Origin of the sequence: Rhodococcus sp. OK519 (assembly GCF_003051005.1) — a bacterium.
GTDB lineage: Bacteria > Actinomycetota > Actinomycetes > Mycobacteriales > Mycobacteriaceae > Prescottella.
Map to the genome: position 1 here is coordinate 191,589 of NZ_QAOW01000001.1, position 18,541 is coordinate 210,129.

General features: G+C 66.7%; 18 protein-coding genes. 12 read left to right on the forward strand and 6 right to left on the reverse strand.

Annotation, left to right across the window (positions count from 1 at the left end; all coding sequences use genetic code 11):
* Positions 1 to 201 precede the first annotated feature (201 nt).
* The 3 genes from aceA (at position 202) to metE (ending at position 4,882) form a co-directional block, all read left to right on the forward strand.
* On the forward strand, positions 202 to 1,491 hold the full coding sequence (gene aceA, locus C8K36_RS00950) for an isocitrate lyase (protein WP_107983668.1): 1,290 nt from the start codon (positions 202 to 204) through the stop codon (positions 1,489 to 1,491).
* Positions 1,492 to 1,581: 90 nt separating this feature from the next.
* Complete coding sequence (locus C8K36_RS00955; protein ID WP_107982598.1) at positions 1,582 to 2,478, forward strand: 3-hydroxybutyryl-CoA dehydrogenase; 897 nt, start codon at positions 1,582 to 1,584, stop codon at positions 2,476 to 2,478.
* 115 nt (positions 2,479 to 2,593) lie between these two features.
* Entirely contained in the window at positions 2,594 to 4,882 is a 2,289-nt protein-coding gene (gene metE, locus C8K36_RS00960; protein WP_107982599.1) for a 5-methyltetrahydropteroyltriglutamate--homocysteine S-methyltransferase, read from the forward strand.
* Between the two features lie 66 nt (positions 4,883 to 4,948).
* Here metE and C8K36_RS00965 read toward each other — a convergent pair whose 3' ends face one another.
* A complete protein-coding gene (locus tag C8K36_RS00965) occupies positions 4,949 to 6,493 on the reverse strand; it encodes a cellulase family glycosylhydrolase (RefSeq protein ID WP_107982600.1) in 1,545 nt (514 codons plus the stop codon).
* Positions 6,494 to 6,672: 179 nt separating this feature from the next.
* On the opposite strand from C8K36_RS00965, the gene C8K36_RS00970 reads away from it, so the two are divergent.
* The 3 genes from C8K36_RS00970 to C8K36_RS00980 all read left to right on the forward strand — a co-directional run bounded on the left by C8K36_RS00970 (position 6,673) and on the right by C8K36_RS00980 (position 9,196).
* On the forward strand, positions 6,673 to 7,713 hold the full coding sequence (locus tag C8K36_RS00970; RefSeq protein ID WP_107982601.1) for an NAD(P)-dependent alcohol dehydrogenase: 1,041 nt from the start codon (positions 6,673 to 6,675) through the stop codon (positions 7,711 to 7,713).
* A gap of 165 nt (positions 7,714 to 7,878) precedes the next feature.
* Positions 7,879 to 8,838, forward strand: a complete 960-nt coding sequence (locus tag C8K36_RS00975) for a type IV toxin-antitoxin system AbiEi family antitoxin domain-containing protein (protein WP_107982602.1) — start codon at positions 7,879 to 7,881, stop codon at positions 8,836 to 8,838.
* A gap of 136 nt (positions 8,839 to 8,974) precedes the next feature.
* On the forward strand, positions 8,975 to 9,196 hold the full coding sequence (locus C8K36_RS00980) for a hypothetical protein (RefSeq protein WP_107982603.1): 222 nt from the start codon (positions 8,975 to 8,977) through the stop codon (positions 9,194 to 9,196).
* A gap of 20 nt (positions 9,197 to 9,216) precedes the next feature.
* Here the strand turns inward: C8K36_RS00980 and C8K36_RS00985 are convergent, their stop codons facing one another.
* The 4 genes from C8K36_RS00985 to C8K36_RS01000 form a co-directional block, all read right to left on the reverse strand.
* Positions 9,217 to 10,083 (reverse strand): polyphosphate kinase 2 family protein, encoded by an 867-nt coding sequence (locus C8K36_RS00985; RefSeq protein ID WP_107982604.1) that lies wholly within the window; start codon positions 10,081 to 10,083, stop codon positions 9,217 to 9,219.
* A gap of 40 nt (positions 10,084 to 10,123) precedes the next feature.
* The gene (locus C8K36_RS00990; RefSeq protein ID WP_107982605.1) at positions 10,124 to 11,497 is read right to left on the reverse strand and encodes an ABC1 kinase family protein; all 1,374 of its coding nucleotides are present in this window, start codon (positions 11,495 to 11,497) and stop codon (positions 10,124 to 10,126) included.
* 74 nt (positions 11,498 to 11,571) lie between these two features.
* Positions 11,572 to 11,916 (reverse strand): DUF4873 domain-containing protein, encoded by a 345-nt coding sequence (locus C8K36_RS00995; protein ID WP_107982606.1) that lies wholly within the window; start codon positions 11,914 to 11,916, stop codon positions 11,572 to 11,574.
* Between the two features lie 39 nt (positions 11,917 to 11,955).
* Positions 11,956 to 12,711: a TetR/AcrR family transcriptional regulator gene (locus C8K36_RS01000; protein ID WP_107982607.1), complete on the reverse strand. Its 756-nt coding sequence runs from the start codon at positions 12,709 to 12,711 to the stop codon at positions 11,956 to 11,958.
* 222 nt (positions 12,712 to 12,933) lie between these two features.
* Here C8K36_RS01000 and C8K36_RS01005 point away from each other — a divergent pair, with 222 nt between their 5' ends.
* The 4 genes from C8K36_RS01005 (at position 12,934) to C8K36_RS01020 (ending at position 15,996) form a co-directional block, all read left to right on the forward strand.
* On the forward strand, positions 12,934 to 14,145 hold the full coding sequence (locus C8K36_RS01005) for a DUF445 domain-containing protein (protein WP_181319425.1): 1,212 nt from the start codon (positions 12,934 to 12,936) through the stop codon (positions 14,143 to 14,145).
* A gap of 101 nt (positions 14,146 to 14,246) precedes the next feature.
* On the forward strand, positions 14,247 to 14,714 hold the full coding sequence (locus C8K36_RS01010; RefSeq protein WP_107982609.1) for a helix-turn-helix domain-containing protein: 468 nt from the start codon (positions 14,247 to 14,249) through the stop codon (positions 14,712 to 14,714).
* A complete protein-coding gene (locus tag C8K36_RS01015; RefSeq protein ID WP_107982610.1) occupies positions 14,711 to 15,604 on the forward strand; it encodes a heparin-binding hemagglutinin in 894 nt (297 codons plus the stop codon). Before C8K36_RS01010 ends, C8K36_RS01015 begins: the two co-directional genes overlap by 4 nt.
* A gap of 98 nt (positions 15,605 to 15,702) precedes the next feature.
* On the forward strand, positions 15,703 to 15,996 hold the full coding sequence (locus C8K36_RS01020; protein WP_005518016.1) for a DUF2516 family protein: 294 nt from the start codon (positions 15,703 to 15,705) through the stop codon (positions 15,994 to 15,996).
* An 11-nt stretch (positions 15,997 to 16,007) separates the two neighbouring features.
* On the opposite strand, the gene C8K36_RS01025 is transcribed toward C8K36_RS01020, so the two are convergent.
* Positions 16,008 to 16,493, reverse strand: a complete 486-nt coding sequence (locus tag C8K36_RS01025; protein ID WP_107982611.1) for a nuclear transport factor 2 family protein — start codon at positions 16,491 to 16,493, stop codon at positions 16,008 to 16,010.
* A gap of 240 nt (positions 16,494 to 16,733) precedes the next feature.
* On the opposite strand from C8K36_RS01025, the gene C8K36_RS01030 reads away from it, so the two are divergent.
* On the forward strand, positions 16,734 to 17,666 hold the full coding sequence (locus C8K36_RS01030; protein WP_107982612.1) for an AurF N-oxygenase family protein: 933 nt from the start codon (positions 16,734 to 16,736) through the stop codon (positions 17,664 to 17,666).
* An 89-nt stretch (positions 17,667 to 17,755) separates the two neighbouring features.
* Complete coding sequence (locus tag C8K36_RS01035) at positions 17,756 to 18,517, forward strand: MerR family transcriptional regulator (RefSeq protein ID WP_107983669.1); 762 nt, start codon at positions 17,756 to 17,758, stop codon at positions 18,515 to 18,517.
* Positions 18,518 to 18,541 lie beyond the last annotated feature (24 nt).

The following is an 18,541-nucleotide window of genomic DNA, read 5'->3' on the forward strand; positions in this document are numbered from 1 at the left end:
ACCCAAGCAACTGCTTGGCTGTATGGAAATTAGCAAGCTTCGCAGACTGATATGAAAAGCTAGCGAAGATTGGCATTAGCAACAGGTAGACGGCTGTTTTTCTCTGTGCCATTGTCGGTTTGTACATCCGAACGGCCTGGCAACGATGTGAAGCAGTACATCCGTACCGGTCGCAGCAGCAGAGAAGAAGTGGAGCTTTCGATGTCGACCACCGGCACCCCGAGGACCGCAGAGCAGATCCAGCAGGATTGGGACACCAACCCCCGTTGGAAGGGCGTCACGCGCAACTACACCGCGGAGCAGGTCGTCAAGCTCCAGGGCACGGTGGTCGAAGAGGCCACTCTCGCCCGCCGCGGTTCGGAGATCCTCTGGGATCTCGTCAACAACGAGGACTACATCAACTCGCTCGGTGCGCTCACCGGCAACCAGGCCGTCCAGCAGGTCCGCGCGGGCCTCAAGGCGATCTACCTCTCCGGCTGGCAGGTCGCCGGCGACGCCAACCTGTCCGGCCACACCTACCCGGACCAGAGCCTCTACCCGGCCAACTCCGTCCCGCAGGTCGTGCGTCGTATCAACAACGCGCTTCTGCGTGCCGACGAGATCGCCAAGGTCGAGGGCGACACGTCCGTCGACAACTGGCTCGCTCCGATCGTCGCCGACGGTGAGGCCGGCTTCGGTGGCGCGCTCAACGTCTACGAGCTGCAGAAGGCCATGATCGCGTCCGGCGTCGCCGGTTCGCACTGGGAGGACCAGCTCGCGTCGGAGAAGAAGTGCGGCCACCTCGGTGGCAAGGTGCTCATCCCGACGCAGCAGCACATCCGCACCCTGACCTCGGCTCGCCTCGCGGCCGACGTCGCCGACGTCCCGACCGTCGTCATCGCCCGCACCGACGCCGAGGCCGCCACGCTGCTGACCTCCGACGTCGACGAGCGCGACCGCGAGTTCCTCGACGGCACCCGTACCGCCGAGGGCTTCTACGGCGTCAAGAACGGCATCGAGCCCTGCATCGCTCGCGCCAAGGCCTACGCCCCCTACTCCGACCTCATCTGGATGGAGACCGGCGTTCCGGACCTCGAGGTCGCCAAGAAGTTCGCCGAGGCCGTCCGCAGCGAGTTCCCGGACCAGCTGCTGGCCTACAACTGCTCCCCGTCCTTCAACTGGAAGGCGCACCTGGACGACGCGACCATCGCGAAGTTCCAGAAGGAGCTCGGCGCGATGGGCTTCAAGTTCCAGTTCATCACCCTCGCCGGCTTCCACTCGCTCAACTACGGCATGTTCGACCTGGCGCACGGCTACGCCCGCGAGGGCATGACCGCCTTCGTCGACCTGCAGGAGCGCGAGTTCAAGGCCGCCGAGGAGCGTGGCTTCACCGCCATCAAGCACCAGCGTGAGGTCGGCGCCGGCTACTTCGACCGCATCGCCACCACCGTCGACCCCAACACCTCCACGGCTGCCCTCAAGGGCTCCACCGAAGAGGGCCAGTTCCACTAGGCCTCTCGAACTCTCGGGAGGGATCGACGGGGTGTCCTCCACGCCGATCCCTCCCGGGAATCCGACCTCCACTTCCGAAAAGGAGCTGACGTGACCAGCGAAAAGATTCAGCGCGTCGGCGTGATCGGCGCCGGCATCATGGGTTCCGGAATCGCCGAGGTGTGCGCCCGTGCACACGTCGACGTGCTGGTGTTCGAGCCGAGCCGCGAACTCGCGGCGGCAGGACGCTCGCGCATCCTGCGCTCGCTCGATCGCGGAGTGAGCAGTGGCAAGATCACCGAACGTGAGCGGGAGCAGGCCGCCTGGCGGCTGCGCTTCACCTCCGATCTCGGTGACTTCGCCGACCGGCAGCTCGTAGTGGAGGCCGTCGTCGAGGACGAGAAGATCAAGAGTGAGATCTTCACCGAACTCGACTCGATCGTGACGGATCCGGACGCGGTGCTCGCATCGAACACGTCCTCGATCCCGATCATGAAGCTGGGCATTTCGACCAACGCTCCTGAGCGTGTGATCGGTATGCACTTCTTCAATCCGGTTCCCGTCCTCCCACTCGTCGAACTGGTCACCACGCTCAAGACCAGTCCTGCGGTGTCGGAGCGTGCGGAAGCATTCGCGAGTGAGGTGCTCGGCAAGCAGGTAGTGCGTTCGGCGGACCGTTCCGGTTTCGTCGTCAACGCCCTCCTTGTGCCGTACCTCCTCTCCGCGATCCGCATGGTGGAGTCGGGCTTCGCAACCAAGGAAGACGTCGACAAGGCGATGGTGCTCGGATGTGCGCACCCGATGGGTCCGCTCGCGCTGACCGATCTGGTGGGACTTGACACCGTCAAGTCGATCGCCGACTCGATGTACGAGGAGTTCAAGGAGCCGCTGTACTCGGCCCCGCCACTGCTGCTGCGGATGGTCGAGGCAGGGCTCGTCGGCAAGAAGTCCGGTGCTGGCTTCTACGAATATGCCGACAACGGCCGTGCCGCCAAGAAGGCAAGCTAGACAGAACTTTACGGCAACACCAGCCAGCTTCTCGGCGCCCGTGTGGCTTCTCCGCATCCTCGGCAGCGGACAGGGCACACGGGCGCGAGGCGCTTGAAGGGAAAGGTCGATCCGCATGTCCGCCGCAAACACCGCCGGGTACGGATCCAGCGTCCTCGGATACCCCCGCATCGGGCCCCGCCGCGAACTCAAGCGGGCACTCGAGGCCTACTGGCACGGGACCGGCACCAAAGCCGACCTCGTCTCCGTCGCAAAGGAACTGCAAGAGCAGACCTGGAGCGAGCTGGCCGCCACCGGGTTGACCCAGGTCCCAGGCAACACGTTCTCGTACTACGACCACGTGCTCGACAACGCGCTGCTGTTCGGCGCCGTCCCCGAGCGGTTCACGCCGCTCGAGGGTGAACTCGACCCGCTCGACTTCTACTTCACCATGGCTCGCGGCCGGCCCGACTTCCCGCCGCTCGAGCTGGTGCGCTTCTTCGGCACCAACTACCACTACCGCCAGCCCGAGCTGTCCGAGACCTCCACCTTCGAACTGCATTCGGAGACACTGCTCGACGAGTTCGAACGCGCCAAGGCGCTCGGTATCGAGCTGCGTCCGGTCGTCCTCGGGCCCGTCTCGCTGCTGCTGCTGTCGAAGATCGCACCCGGGTCGGTCGCGGAGGGTTTCGCGACCCTCGATCTGCTCGACAAGCTGTTGCCCGAGTACGAGAAGCTCTTCGCGCAGCTCGCGAAGGCCGGTGCGACCTGCATCCAGTTGGACGAGCCCTGCTTCACCGAGGACCGCACTCCGGAGGAGCTCGAGGCTCTCGGTCGGGCCTACCAGGATCTCGCGCACGCGCCGCTGCGTCCGCGCATCCTCGTCACCGGACCGTACGGGTCCCTGGGGGAGGCTCTGCCGATCCTGGCCGCGACTCCGGTCGAGGCACTCGGCCTGGACCTGGTCAACGGACGGATCACCGCCGAGGAACTGGCGAAGGTGCCCGGCATCAGGCGTAAGCGGATCTACGCGGGCATCGTCGACGGCCGCAACGTGTGGCGCGTGGACCGGTTCAACACCCTCACCTACCTCAATCAGATCAAGGACGTCACCCCCGATCTGGTCGTCTCCACATCGTGCTCGCTGCTGCACGTCCCGTACGACGTGCTGATGGAATACGACGTGCTCGGTGACGTCGCGGACCGGCTTGCCTTCGCGAAACAGAAGGTGGGCGAAGTGGTTTCGCTCGCGAAAGCACTTACCGAGGGGCCGTCGGATCGGTGGCGCAAGAAGCCGACGTCGGTGCACTTCAAGCAGAAGCACGACGTCCGGTCCCGGGTGAACGCGATCAAGCCGGAGCACCGCGTCCGCGCACCGTACGAGGAGCGCCGGGTCGCGCAGCAGGCGCGACTGAACCTGCCTCCCGTGCCCGCGACGACGCTGGGATCGTTCCCTCAGACGAACGAGATCCGCCAGGCCCGTTACGAACTGGGCGAGGGACGGCTCGACTGGGCCGAGTATCACAAGCGGATCCAGGACGAGATCGCGAAGACCATTGCCTTGCAGGAGGACATCGGCCTGGACGTGTTCGTGCACGGTGAGCACGAGCGCAACGACATGGTGCAGTACTTCGCGGAACTGCTCGAGGGCTACGCGTTCACCCACAACGGGTGGGTGCAGGCCTACGGTTCTCGGTGCACCCGGCCGCCGGTGCTGTACGGCGACATCCGTCGTCCGAAGCCGATGACGGTCGAGTGGATCTCGTACGCGCAGTCCCTCACCGACAAGCCGGTCAAGGGCATGGTCACCGGTCCCGTCACGATGCTGGCGCGCTCGTTCGTGCGTCAGGATCAGCCCCTGCACGAGACGGCCGACCAGTTGGCGCTCGCGATCCGCGACGAGATCGCGGACCTCGAGGCCGCCGGCATCGCGATCATCCAGGTCGACGAACCGGCGATCCGGGAACTGTTGCCGCTGCGCGAGACCGGGCGCAAAGAGTACCTGGACTGGGCCGTCGACGCCTTCCGTCTCGCGACGGGCGGTGCCAAGCCGGCGACGCAGATCCACACACACCTCACGTACTCGGGCCAGCGGTCCGTCGTGGATGCGATCGAACGGCTGGACGCCGACGTCACCGCGATCGTGGCGACCCGTTCGATCAGCTGGGTGCTCGAGGCTCTCAAGGAGAAGGCGCTCACTCACGGCGTCGGACCCGGTGTGTACGAGAGTCGTTCGGCGCGAATCCCGGACATCGACGAACTCGACGCCCTGCTCACCGAGGCCGCCGAATCCGTCGATCTCGACCGGCTCTGGGCCAACCCCGACGGCGGACTCAAGACCCGTCACTACTGGCAGCTCGAGCCGTCGCTGCGCAATCTCGTCGCCGCGGCTCGTCGTTTGCGGCGGCGTGCCGCGCAGGGGTAGGCACGCCGACCCTTGCAGCACACCGGGATCGGATCGTTTGCGGATCCGGTCCCGGTGTGCTGTGTTCTAGGAACCGCTGCTGCCGAGTGATCCGCTGCTGCCGAGTGATCCGGAGCTTCCGGAACTAGCGCTGCTTCCGGGATTTCCGGAACTCCCCGAGGATCCTGTGGTGATCGGGCCGTCGGGGACGTCGATCCCCGGCGAACCGGGTCGGTTGATCTTCACCGTGACAGGGCCACTGCTGTCGGCGACGACCGTGACGATCCGCGCCCCAGGCGCCGACGTGACGTGCCCGCCGTCGACCGACACTTGGTACCCGTCGGGGTAGTGCAGGTCGGACACGAATATCTCGGTGGGCCTCGTCGCGGCCCGCGGTGTGTAGCGGTACGCGAAGTCGCCGTTGTCCGCGTCGAAGGCCATGCGACCGGGCGTGCCCGCCGTGGCCTGCGGATACGTGCGCACGAGTTGGCGTCCCACGTCGCCGAGGAACGGGTCCGTGGTGTTGCCGGCGCCGAAGTGCCAGTACTGCCAGCCGATGAACCGCTCGTCGGCGCGCGCGAGCGTGTTCCGCAACACCGTCGGATCGCCGTCACCGAATTCGGTCACGATGGTCGGGATGTTTGCGCGCTCGGTCATCTCGTCGATGTGGGACCACGTGAGGTCCTGCTGCGGAACACACAGCCCGCGCAGTGCCTGCGGCAGGCCGAGATAGATCGCAAGCTGGCTGGGAATGCAGTAGTCGTGCGGCGCGAAGACCGTGTCGGGGCCGGCGACAGCCGGCGTCGCAGGCGGGTTGAACAGGTTCGACGGCATCATCTGGTTCCACGTGACGTTCGGCTCCCAGTACACAGGAATCGTCGGGTTCTCGGCGCGGACCGCGTCCGTCAGCTTCTGCATCGCGGCCTGGTACTTGCGGTCGAAGTCCGGGCATCCGTTCGGGAAGCACGTCAGGAACGGTGAACCGGGCCAGGGTTCGTTCATCAACTCGATGCCCATCACACCGGGCTTGCCCTCGACCTTCGCGGCGAGTGCCCCGAGCGCGGTGCCGAGGTAGTCGAGCGCGCCGTGAGTGTTGTTCCACACCTCGTCCCAGCCGACGTTCATGCTCGGCATCAAGTTGTAGAGCGGGAAGCCCGGGTTCGGCTCCCATGTCGCGGGCCGGGACTCGATGGACCACGCGGGGAAGCCGTTGCCGCCCCAGGGTTTCGAGAGCCCGTCCTGGTGGTTGTCGAGCAGGACGTAGATGCCGCGGGCGGTCAGATAGTCGACCACACCGGTGAGGCGGTCGAGGTACGCCTCGTCGATCTGTCCGCGCTGCGGCATCAATGCGTCGAACGACGTGCCGAGTCGGACGGTGTTGAAGCCGTGCTCGACGAGGATGTCCATGTCCTGGTTCGTGAGAGTCTCGCCGGCGGGGAGGTACGGCGCGTCCTTGTCCACGTTGTTGACGCCGTGCAGCAACACCGTCCGGCCGTGGCCGTCGACCAACTCGGTGCCCTCGGCGCGCAGGGCGGTGATCGGAGTGGTCGGTGGGGCAGCGGAGGCGGCGGGAAGGGCGATCAGTGAGAACGCTGCGATCGCTGCGGCGATCGCGACACCATACTTGCGCATACGATTCCTCGGTTCGCGTCGGATGGTCCCGGCGGATATGGACACATGTTCAGTTGTCCGGGATGGTAGGTCGGCAGCCGACCCGCGCGGAGCATTTCGGGGGAAACGGTCTAATTCTCCCGGGCAGGTCAGGACGCCTTCTTTGCGTGTACTCGCCGGTAACGGGTAGGCATGTGTGCATGATTACCGCTTCTGCCTATGCGGCCACCTCCGCCGATTCGCCCCTCGTGAAGACCACGATCGACCGGCGCGAGGTCGGTCCGCGTGACGTCCTCATCGAGATCAAGTACGCGGGGATCTGCCACTCCGATATCCACACCGCCCGCAACGAGTGGGGCGGCACCGCGTACCCGGTGGTGCCGGGCCACGAGATCGCCGGCGTCGTCGCCGAGGTCGGCGCCGAGGTCACCCGTCACGCGGTGGGCGATCGCGTGGGCGTCGGCTGCTTCGTCGATTCGTGCCGCACGTGCGCCAGCTGCGAGGCCGGCGAGGAGCAGTACTGCGAGAACGGCGTCGTCGACACGTACAACACCGTCGGACGTGACGGAAAGCGCACGGCCGGTGGGTATTCCACCCATATCGTCGTGGACGAGGAGTTCGTGCTGTCCGTCCCCGACGGCCTCGCGCTCGACGTCGCCGCACCGCTGCTGTGCGCCGGCATCACGCTGTACTCGCCGCTCGCGCACTGGGGCGCCGGTCCGGGCAAGAAGGTTGCGATCGTGGGCATGGGCGGTCTCGGTCATGTCGGCGTCAAGATCGCGCACGCGATGGGCGCCGAGGTGACGGTGCTGAGCCAGTCGCTGAGCAAGAAGGACGACGGGCTGCGCTTCGGGGCCGACCACTACTACGCGACCGCCGAGAAGGAGACGTTCAAGGCGTTGCGTGGACAGTTCGACCTGATCCTCAACACCGTCTCGGTCAACCTCGACATGGACCGCTACCTGTCGATGCTCGCGGTCAACGGCACCCTCGTGGAACTGGGCCTGCCCGAGAACCCGATCAGTGTCCGCGGCTTCTCGCTGCTCAAGAACCGGCGCAGCCTGGCCGGTTCGCTGGTCGGCGGTATTCCGCAGACCCAGGAGATGCTGAACTTCTGCGCCGAGCACGGCATCGGTGCCGAGATCGAGGTTATCCCGGCCGACCGGATCAACGAGGCCTACGACCGCGTCGTCGGCAGCGACGTGCGGTACCGCTTCGTGATCGACGCCGCCACCTTCTGACGGGCTTCCCGCTCCCGAATTGACCTCCCGCGGATGCGATCGCGTCCGCGGGAGGTCAGGACGGGAGCGGGAGCAGTTGTCCACAGCCCGACGGTTGTCCACAGGGATGGTCGTGGACGTGGCTTCCCGGGGGCGACGCCGCGTGCTGCCGGTCAGAATCGCGGCATGAGCGAACCGACACCCACCGTCCTGCGCCGACGCGACGCCCTCGCGCGGGGCTATACCGACGGCGAACTCCGGGCGACGTGCCGCAACGGTGGGCTGCGACGTCTGCGGCCCGGGACCTATCTGAGCGGCGACGTGTTCGCCGCGCTCGACGCCGCCGAACTCCACCACGAACTGATCCGCGCGACGCTCCCCGGGGTGAGCGCCGACGCCGTCGTCAGCCACCAGTCCGCGGCCGTACTGCACGGGCTCCCGGTATGGGCGCTGCCGCTCGACCGCGTCCACGTCACCCGCGACAGATCCGGCGGTGGCAAGCGGACCCGCCATCTGCACTCGCACTCCGCGCCGCTTCCCACGGCCGATGTGGTGCGGCGAAACGGAATCGCCGTCACCTCGATCGCGCGCACCGTGGCCGACCTGTGCCGGACGATGCCGTTCGAGGCCGCGGTCGCCGTCGGCGATGCAGGCCTGCGCGCGGCGAAACTGCCGGTCACCGCTGCCGCCGACGCACTCGCCTACGCGGAGCGTCGGCCGGGTCACCCCGCGGCCCGTCGAGCGTTGGACTTCATCGACGCACGCAGCGAGAGCGTCGGCGAATCGCGCAGCCGCGTCGCGCTGACCGCACTCGGATTCGAGCCGGAGCTTCAGGCGTCGCTGCTGGACGCCGACGGCCGATTCCTCGGCCGCGTCGACTTCCTCCTCGTCGCCGCCGGTGTCGTCGGGGAGTTCGACGGAAAGATCAAGTACGGCAAGTACCTTCGGGACGGCCAGAGCCCCGGCGACGCGGTGTTCGCGGAAAAGCAGCGCGAGGACTCCATCCGCGACATGGGCTGGGAGGTGGCCCGCTGGACGTGGCGCGACCTGTCGAACCCGACGGTGATCGACGCGCGCATCCGTCGCGCACGCCGACGCCGGGAAGGTCGACCGCGGCCGCTCGGCACGGTGCTGCTCCCGTCCTGACCTGCCGCGGACGCGATCGCATCCGCGGGAGGTCAATTCGGGAGCGGCATCGACCGGTCGGTTTCTCGCCCCCCGCGTCTGCCGGGCGTAGCGTCGAATCACGGACCTCTATGCCGACGCCGAGGAGGTACAGCGAATGACTCTCAACGACTTCGCCGGGTGGGCCGGATACGGACTGGCCTTGACGGGCATCGCGGCAGCCGGGCTGTTCCTGGTGGCTGCGGGCGGGGGCTTCGCCGGATGGGCGGTCATCGCCGGACTGGCCTCACTGGCCGCGCTGTCCGGATCTGCCGCGATCTTCGGCGGCGTGACCCGACACGATCAGAAGATGCACCACAGCACCCCGCACATGCTCTGACGCCGTCCACCGACACGCCGTCAGGAGCGCGCCAACCGCGCCTTCTCGACGTCGATGTCGAACTCGGCCGCGGGCCAGTCCAGGTCGAGTCGTCCGAGTGCGTCGATGAGCAGCTCGGTGACGGCAATTCTGCTGTACCACTTGCGGTCACACGGTACGACGTACCACGGTGCGTGGTCTGTCGAGGTCTTGTCGAGCATGGCCTGATAGGCCTCCTGGTACTGCGGCCAGAGGGCGCGTTCGGTGACGTCCCCGGGGTTGTACTTCCAGTACTTGTCGCGTCGCTCCAGGCGTTCGGCCAGCCGGGACTTCTGCTCGTCGAGTGAGACGAACATCGCGACCTTCACGATGGTGGTGCCGCTGTGGACGAGTTCGCGTTCGAACTGGTTGATCTCGTCGTAGCGTCCGCCCCACACCTCCGGCGGGACCAGGTTGTGGACCCGGACCACGAGTACGTCCTCGTAGTGCGAGCGGTCGAACACCCCCAGCTGCCCGCCGCGGGGGAGTGCCTTGTTGATCCGCCACAGGTAGTGGTGGCGCTTTTCCTCGGGTGTGGGCACCCCGAACGCGGCATGGTCGACGCCCTGCGGGTCGACGTGCCCGATCACGTGCCGGACCATTCCGCCCTTACCGGCGGTGTCCATGCCCTGCAGGATGAGCAGCACCGAACGCTTGTCGCCCGAACGGCCGTTGGCATACAGCTTCTCCTGCAACGCCGACAGCGCCGCCCCGCGCTCCTCGAGCATCCGCTCGCCGTCGGCCTTGTTCCCGGTGAAACCGGGTGTGGCCTTGGGGTCGATCTTCGCGACCTTCGTGTGCGGCCCGGCGCGTAACACTTCGACGGCGGGGGTGGTCCACAGTTCGCCGTGCGCGTCCGCTGCTGACATGGACTGAACTGTGCCACACCCGCTGCCGTCGAGCAGGGATTCAGCGTTCCGCGCGCCAGCGTTCCTCCGCCGCACCGAGTTCCGTCGTCGCCGGCTCGCCGTACACCCACTCGCGGCCGATGCGGTGCCAGTTGGCGCCGGCATCGAGTTGGCCGAGGACGCCGAAGGTGAGGAAGTCGGCGCGCCGGGAGAACAGGTGCTCGGGCGGCAGGTTCTGACTCTTCATGCCCGAGAACTCCGACGCCCGTGGGTCGATCGCGAGCAGGAAACCGGTGCTCGCCATCTCGGGGGTGATCGCGATCTCTTCGTCCACCAGGTTCCACTCCGCCGCCGCGTACACGTACTCGAGGCACTCGTCCGGCGTGACGTCGGCGTCTGCGGAGATGACCCCGCGGCGCACCATGAGCGCGTACAGGTCGTCCCGGCGGCCCTCGGTTGCCGCACGAAGACAACTCTTCTCGAACTCGACGTGCTCGACATCCATGCTGTTGAACAGTCCGAAGTCGACGAATGCGACCCGGCCGTCGCGGCCGAGGAGGACATTGCCGGGATGCGGATCGCCGCAGAACTCGTGATAGCGGTAGAGCGATCCGATGTAGAAGCGGAAGATGATCTCGCCTATGCGGTTTCGCTCTTCCTGGGGTAGCTCGCAGATGGTGGTGAACGAGGTGCCCTCGAAGAATTCGCTCACCAGTACCCGGCGCGTGCTCAGCTCGGGAAGGCTGTCCGGAACGGCGATGAACGGATGGCCCGCATACAGTCCGGCGATCCGGTGCTGGGTGCGCGCCTCCCGTTCGTAGTCCAGTTCGCCTTCGAAGTTGAGCCGCAACTCGTTGAGTAGCGCGGGCGTCGACAGTGTCGGCACCGTCGACTTCCACACCTTGAGGAACATCGTCAGGTTCTTCATGTCGGCGCGAATGGCCGCGTCGATGCCCGGGTACTGCACTTTGACGGCGACGTCCCGGCCGTCGTGCAGGCGGGCGCGGTACACCTGGCCGATGGATGCCGCGGCGACCGGTTCCGGGTCGAACTCGGCGAACACCTCGGAAATCGGACGGCCGTAGTCGGTTTCGATGACGCGCCGCATCGCCTCGAACGACGCTGTGGGCGCCTGGTCGCGGAGCGCCGCGAGCTTGCGCTGGAACTCCTCGCGATGGTCCTCCGGGACCAGGTCGAGGTCGAGGATGGAGAGCATCTGGCCGAGCTTCATCGCGACGCCCTTCATGCTGCCCAGCACGGTCACGAGTTGGTCGGCGGCCGCGATCACCGAGTTCTCGGCGATCCGCGCGCGCACCTGATCGGAGCGCCCGATCATCGACACGCGCGTACCGGCGTTGCGGATGACACGCCCCGCTGCGACCTGCCCGAGCTTCGATCCCCGCACGAGGCGGGATGTGGGAACCTTGTCGGCCAACTGGACCTCCGGATGCGAGAAGCGACGAGGAACTGCTGCGAGGTGTGACCTGTGGCTGCGTGCCCCAGGTCACACTAGAGCAGTCCCTCGGTGTCCTCCATGAACGGGAACGGCGGCCGGGTCAGCCCGTCCACCATGTGGCTGCCCCACAGGTCCAGCCCACTGACGCGGGCGGTGCCGCTGCCGTCGGGCGTCGTGATCGTGAGGTCCGTGCCGGCGGGTGCGACGTCCCCGCCGACTGCCCGGGACAGCTCGCGGACGCGGCCACGCCACACGAAGCGGCCACTGATCGGTTCGAAATTTCCCGACAATTCGACGTCGACGATCACCGGGGCGTGCCGCCCGACGGTGACGTGTGCGGGGCCCCGGTAGCCGTCGGGCTCGTCGTGTCCGTGGTCGCTGTCCGTGAAGTCAGTCACACCACGAGAATACTTGTTACCGCCGGTAACACAAGAAGGTCAGGCGTCCTCGGCCGGCTCGGTGCCCTCCTCGATGAGGGGATGCGGCACCGACTTGAACCGCACCGGCGAACCGCTCGACGCCGCGATACCGGAGATGCCGCCCCAGGTCATCATCACGAGGTAGTCGATGAGGTCGTCCGTCGACATCGACTTGTTCGAGATCCACCAGTGGGTGGCGAGCTGCACCGCGCCGACGACGCCGTAGGCCCACGGCACCGAGCCGCCCGAGTCCATGCCCATGTTTCGCAGGCGCTCGCCGAGCACGGTCGCGAGCAACTCCGCGATCATCCGCTCCGAGTCGGCCACGACGTCGCGGTTCGGTCCCGCGCTGTTGGCCATCACGTAGAGGTAGACGTCCGGATCGGCCGCGACCGTCTCGACGTAAGCCGAGATCGCGACCCGCGTCAGGTCGTACTCGTCGAGGTCTTCGCCGATGACGGAGTACATCCGCGGCGCGAGGATGGTCTCGACGTAGCGCATCATCGTGGCGCTCGTGAGGTCGTTCTTGTCCGTGAAGTACCGGTACAGCACCGTCTTGGAGACGCCGATCTCCGACGCGATGTCGTCCATGCCGATGTCGCGGCCCCGCGCGCGGATGGCCGCGATCGTGCCGTCGACGAGTTCCTCGCGGCGCGCGATCTTGTGCTCACGCCACCGGCGCTTGCGACCGTCGGGCTTGCCGGTCTCGACTCGGTCTTCTTCGGTTGTCTGCTGCAGATCTGCGCTTTGCTTCGGCACTACGTTTCGCCACATCCGTTCGGGGTTGAACCAGAACGCCAGCTTAATCGGCCGGTGGCCTCGAGGTGATCTCTATCTCGGCAGCCGGGCCCGGTATCTGGGCACAATGTCGATGTGCAGCCAGTTCAGTCGCCACAGTCGCCCGCCCCCGCTAGGCCGCGGCCGCCGCAGCCGTCGTCGCAGTCCTCGTTCGCGGGGGTCTTCGACGATCCGGCGAAGCGCCGTGACCTGCGGAAGATGAAGATGATCGCGACAGGGTTCCTGGTATTCGCGACCGTCGTCTACCTGTTCTGTCGATGGCAGGAGTCTCGTGGCGCCGGCGAGTGGGTCGGCTACGTGCGTGCCGCGTCGGAGGCCGGCATGGTGGGCGCGCTCGCCGACTGGTTCGCGGTGACCGCGCTGTTCCGGCATCCCCTCGGGCTGAAGATCCCGCACACCGCCATCATCAAGCGCAAGAAGGACCAGCTCGGCGAGAGCTTGTCGAGCTTCGTCGGCGACAACTTCCTGGCCCCCGACGTCGTGTCCGCGAAGGTCGAGAACGCGCAGATTCCGCTGCGCGTCGGGACGTGGATGGCCGAACCGGTCCATGCGCAGCGGGTGGCCGCGGAGACCGCGACTCTGCTGCGCGGCGTCGTCGAGGTGCTCAAGGACGACGACGTCACCGCGATCATCGACAACACGATCGTCCGCAGACTCGCCGAACCCGACTGGGGTCCGCCGATCGGCAAGGTCCTCGCCGAACTGCTCCGCGAGAACCGACAGCTGCCGCTGCTGGACCTGCTGGCGGAGCGGGCCCATCAATGGGCTCTGGGCAGCCAGGAGACCATCGACCGGATCATCACTCGGGATTCGCCGTCCTGGTCGCCCAAGTTCGTCGATTCGATGCTCGGCGAGAAGATCTACCGCGAACTCGTCGAGTTCACGTGGAAGGTCCGGTCGAACCCCGAGCACGAGGTGCGCCTCGCTGCCAACCGCTTCCTGATCGACTTCGCGGACGACCTGCAGAACGACCCCACGACCATCGCCAAGGCGGAGTCGATCAAGGCCGAGATCATGGGCCGCGAGGAGATCACCGGTCTCGCCGCCGCGACGTGGAAGGTCGCCAAGCGTCTGATCATGGAGTCGGTCGACGACCCCGGCAGCACGCTTCGTCGCAAGGTCGCCGAGAACGTCGTCGCCTTCGGTGAGCGATTGCGCGACGACGCCGAGATGCGGGCCAAGGTCGACGGCTGGCTGCTCGCCGGCACCCGGTACGTCGCGGAGAACTACACCGACGAGATCACCGCGGTCATCACCGAGACCGTCGAGCGGTGGGACGCCGAGGAGGCGAGCCGCAAGATCGAACTCCAGGTGGGCCGGGACCTGCAGTTCATCCGGATCAACGGCACCGTCGTCGGCGCGCTCGCGGGCCTTGCGATCTACACGATCTCGCAGCTGATGTTCGGCTGATCTGCGCCGTTTGCACCCGTGCAAGCAATTGCTAGCAAAGTGCTTGCAATTGCTAGCGCCCTGTTCTACCGTGGCATTTGCGTACAGAACAGGGAGTACTGATGGTCGACGAGCCCGACGACATGAGCAGTGCCGCCCGAGTGGTCAGCAACGCCGCTCAGGACATCGGCAGCTACATCCGCTCACAGCGTGAGGCCGCGCAGTTTTCGCTACGGCAGCTCGCACAACTCGCCGGCGTCAGCAACCCCTATCTGAGCCAGATCGAACGCGGGCTGCGCAAGCCGTCCGCCGATGTCCTCGCTCAGATCGCGAAGGGTCTGCGGGTGTCGTCCGAGGTCCTGTACGTGCAGGCCGGGATCCTCGAGCAACGCCCGCACAGCCCGGTCCGGGACGCCCTGCTGGCCGACGGTGCCATCACCGATCGGCAGAAGCAGGTGCTCCTCGAGATCTACGAGTCGTTCTGTCGTGAGAACGACCCGCAACAGTCCGAATCCGCCGGTCAGGCCGACTCCTCGGACGAACAAGAGCACGAGATCGCAGATCCACCTGGACAGGAGATCCGAGAATGACCGATCCGAAGATCGTCGACAACATCAAGACCCCGTTCTACGCCGCCGTCGGCACCGGCGACCTCGTCGTCCAGGCTGTGGCCGACGTCGTGTCCCAGGTGCGCTCGCGCGCCGAGAACACCAACACCGACATGTCCGAGCGCATCGAGGAAGCCCGCGAGCGCTGGGCCAGCCTGCCCGGCGACGTGTCCGAGGGCGTCGAGCAGCTACGGGAGCGCCTCGCGGCACTGCCGTCCGAGCTGCCCGAGGAGCTCGCCGAGCTGCGCGAGCGGTTCACCTCCGACGAGCTGCGCAAGGTCGCCGAGGCCTACCTCAAGGTTGCGTCCGACCTGTACGTCGCGCTCGCTGAGCGTGGCGAGGAGGCCGTCGAGCGCATCCGCAAGCAGCCGGCCGTCGAGGAGCAGCTCGAGCGGGCCGAGGCCGCGTTCGGGGATGCCGTCGAGCTCACAGAAGAGGCGCTCGGCACGGTGGCGCGTCAGACGCGTGAGCTCGGTGAGCAGGCCGCCAAGCTTGCGGGCCGTGCCGCCGGACGTATCAGCGACGTCGCCGACGAGGCCGCCGTCGTGCTGTCCGAGACCAGCGACACCGTCGCCAACCGTCTGTCGGAGACCGGCGACTCGGTCGCCAGCCGTGTCGTCGACGCCGGCGAGCGGGCGGAGGCGACGTCCGAAGCCGCCGCCGAGCGTGTCGAGGCTGCGGCCCCGAAGGCTCCCGCCGCCACGACCTCCGCCGCCAAGGCTCCGGCCGCCAAGCCGGCGACCCCCGCGAAGAAGGCTGCGCCCGCCAAGGCTGCTCCGGCCAAGGCTGCCGCGACCACGCCGACTCCGGCGTCCGCTGCAAAGAAGGCGGCCCCGGCCAAGAAGGCTCCCACCAAGAAGGCCACCGACTGATCGGGAACCGATCGCGAACCACCATCGGGGATGGGCCCCCGCGCAAATCGTTGCGCGGGGGCCTGCGCGTATCTCCGCCCGATTCGTAGGATGGATACGTGTTCAACATTCACGGCGTCACCGGACTGATCCTTTTCGCGCTGCAGCTGCTCGCACTTGCAGGCGCGGTCTTCGCGATCTTCCATGCGGCGCGTCAGCGCAAGGACGCGTTCACCGCCGTGGACAAGCTGAGCAAGCCCATCTGGCTCGGCATCCTCATCGCCTCACTGCTGGTGGTGTTCCTGTTCGGTGCCGTCCACATGCTCGGCATCATCGCGGTGGTCGCGATCTGCGTGTACCTCGTCGACGTGCGCCCGCGCGTGGACGACATCCAGCGCGGGCCGCGCTGGTAGCGGCGGTCCGATCAGTGACCGGCTCGGGCGAGCAGCGCGGGTGCCTCGGCGCGGCCGTCGAGCACGCGCGACGTGCGCCGTTGGATCTTCCACTCGCCGCCGATCTTCGCTAGCTCGAAACGGTTCGCGGTCACCCGCCACACCCGGAACGAATCCTCGTCCGGGTTGCGGCGGAGCAGTTGCGAATGGCACGTCGCGACCGCACGGTCGCCGTCGACCGCAATCTTGATCGGGTCGAGCAGGTGGCCACAGCCGGAGTGGATGAGGCCCTGGTGGGCGTTCCCGCGCACCATGGCCATGATCTCGTCGCGGCCGTCCATGAAGTGGTTGTCGACGTCGTAGACGGCGTCCTCTGTCCACAGTGCGCCGACCTTCTCTGCCCGACCGGCGTCGACGGCCGGGCCGTACGAGGTGATCAGCTCCTGGATGGCCAGTTTGTCCTCGAGCAGTTCGATTCGTTCGACGAGCGACTGGACGAGCGTGGCGGTATCGGTCACCGGAGAACTCCTGTATGTGAAATGACGTATGTGAAATGGCGTTCTAGTTTTTCCGTGATGCTATCCGGGGGCGGCGCTCTGTCAAGAGCAGTTCTCGCTGCCGATGCCCACGTCCCGCGTCGCATTGCGTACGGCAAGTTACAGATAATCCTTGACAACGCTCATTGTGACGGTGTTATCGTCGAGACATGCCGGAAATGGGCATGACCTGCGTGAACACCCGTCGAGCAGGAGTTGACGATGTCGATCACCGATCGTGAGTCCGTCGAGGTTCCGCCGTCCCGCCATATGCGGGTGGGCGACCGACAGGACACCGCGGCGCGCCTGCTCGCCTCGGCCGCTCGCAAGTCCTACGACCCGCTCGTCGAGGTCGACTGGGCGGCGCCCGTACCGTCCGACCTCTACGGCATGACCCCTGAATGGTGCAGCCTCTACGGCACCGAACTGTGGGAGCGGATGACGCAGGAGCAGCGGATCACGCTCACCAAACACGAGGCCGCGAGCGTCGCCGGCACCGGCATCTGGTTCGAGATGATCCTCATGCAGATGCTGCTGCGCGACATCTATTCGCACGACCCGGCCACCCCGCACGTGCAGTTCGCGCTCAACGAGATCGCCGACGAGTGTCGTCATTCCACGATGTTCGCGCGCTCGGCCCAGCGCTTCGGCATTCCGTCGTATCGCCCCAAGCGGTGGATCCTCAACGCCGCCCGCCTGTTCAAGTCGACCGCATCCGGTTCACTCGCCTACGGCGGCACGCTGTTCGCCGAGGAGATCCTCGACATGATGCAGCGCGACTTCATGAAGGACGCCCGCGTCCAGCCGATCACCCGCACCGTCAGCAAGATTCACGTGCTCGAGGAGGCTCGGCACATCAAGTTCGCACGCGAGGAGACGGTGCGCAGGGTGAAGTCGCTCTCTCGCGCCAAAATCGCGTATCAGCGTCTGGTGCTGGGAACGACGGCGTACTTCATCGTCACGTGCCTCGTGAACGAGCAGGTGTACGCGGCAGCCGGACTCGACGTCGAGGAAGCGAAGCTTGCCGCGCGCAACAACGTCCACTATCACGACATGATCCGCGAAGGATGCCGCAAGACGATCGAGTTCCTCGACGAATGCGGGCTCGTCGGGGGCCCGTCGAAGGTGCTCCTGCGCAGGGCCCACGTCATCTAGTGGGCACACTCGCCGCGATAGAATTTCCCTCACCGTCGACCGCGCCGGAACCGCTGACGTCGTCGCGGTTCCAGTGGGGAAGGCGGAACATGAAGGAGTACCGCATCGACGACCTCGCTCGCGAGGCCGGCGTGAGCGTGCGGAACGTTCGGGTCTATCAGGATCGGGGTCTGCTGCCTCCGCCGCGCAAGGAAGGCCGCGCGGGTTGGTACAACGACGCCCATCTCGCGCGCCTCAACCTCATCGGCCGGATGCTCGACCGTGGCTACACATTCGCGACCATCAGCGAGCTGCTCACCGCCGCCCAGTACGGCCTCCACGTGCGCGATGTCCTCGAGACCGAGGACCCGGGCGGACGATGGAAGAAGTACCGCCGTGCCGCGAGGCTCACGATGTCGGAGTTGCGCCGGATGTTCGGGGATCAGACCACCGAGGAGAACATCGCCCTCGGCACCCAACTCGGTGTGCTCGCGAAGGCCGGTCAGGAGTATGCGGTCGCCAACCCTCGACTGATGGAGGCCGCGCAGGTCCTCGTCGATGCCGGGATCCCGCTGGCCGACATCCTCGAGCAGACCGAGGCGGTGCGCCGCGACCTCGGCGACGCTGCCGGACGGTTCGTCGAACTCGTCTCCGCCCGGTATCTCGCCCCCGAGGGCGGGACCCTCGACCTCGACGAGGCGAAGGTCTCGGAGGTCGCGACGCTGGTGAACCAGGTGCGCCCACTCGCGTACGACGCGGTGCACGCGTTGTTCGCCGAGGCGATGGAGGAAGAGATCTCGAAGGCACTCGCGAAGGCCGCGAGTCAGCTCGAACAGAGTGCGCCCGAGACGGGTTCGACGCGCGCCGGCTAGAGAACGGCAAGCTGGAACAAAAGG

What these genes read in the sequence shown, in the direction of transcription:
- metE (WP_107982599.1), top strand. Translation starts at nt 2,594, where the DNA reads ATGTCCGCCGCAAACACCGCCGGGTACGGATCCAGCGTCCTCGGATAC.
- C8K36_RS00965 (WP_107982600.1), bottom strand. Translation starts at nt 6,493, where the DNA reads ATGCGCAAGTATGGTGTCGCGATCGCCGCAGCGATCGCAGCGTTCTCA.
- C8K36_RS00980 (WP_107982603.1), top strand. Translation starts at nt 8,975, where the DNA reads ATGACTCTCAACGACTTCGCCGGGTGGGCCGGATACGGACTGGCCTTG.
- C8K36_RS00985 (WP_107982604.1), bottom strand. Translation starts at nt 10,083, where the DNA reads ATGTCAGCAGCGGACGCGCACGGCGAACTGTGGACCACCCCCGCCGTC.
- aceA (WP_107983668.1), top strand. Translation starts at nt 202, where the DNA reads ATGTCGACCACCGGCACCCCGAGGACCGCAGAGCAGATCCAGCAGGAT.
- C8K36_RS01015 (WP_107982610.1), top strand. Translation starts at nt 14,711, where the DNA reads ATGACCGATCCGAAGATCGTCGACAACATCAAGACCCCGTTCTACGCC.
- C8K36_RS01000 (WP_107982607.1), bottom strand. Translation starts at nt 12,711, where the DNA reads ATGTGGCGAAACGTAGTGCCGAAGCAAAGCGCAGATCTGCAGCAGACA.
- C8K36_RS01010 (WP_107982609.1), top strand. Translation starts at nt 14,247, where the DNA reads ATGGTCGACGAGCCCGACGACATGAGCAGTGCCGCCCGAGTGGTCAGC.
- C8K36_RS00970 (WP_107982601.1), top strand. Translation starts at nt 6,673, where the DNA reads ATGATTACCGCTTCTGCCTATGCGGCCACCTCCGCCGATTCGCCCCTC.
- C8K36_RS01035 (WP_107983669.1), top strand. Translation starts at nt 17,756, where the DNA reads ATGAAGGAGTACCGCATCGACGACCTCGCTCGCGAGGCCGGCGTGAGC.
- C8K36_RS01030 (WP_107982612.1), top strand. Translation starts at nt 16,734, where the DNA reads ATGTCGATCACCGATCGTGAGTCCGTCGAGGTTCCGCCGTCCCGCCAT.
- C8K36_RS00975 (WP_107982602.1), top strand. Translation starts at nt 7,879, where the DNA reads ATGAGCGAACCGACACCCACCGTCCTGCGCCGACGCGACGCCCTCGCG.
- C8K36_RS01005 (WP_181319425.1), top strand. Translation starts at nt 12,934, where the DNA reads ATGAAGATGATCGCGACAGGGTTCCTGGTATTCGCGACCGTCGTCTAC.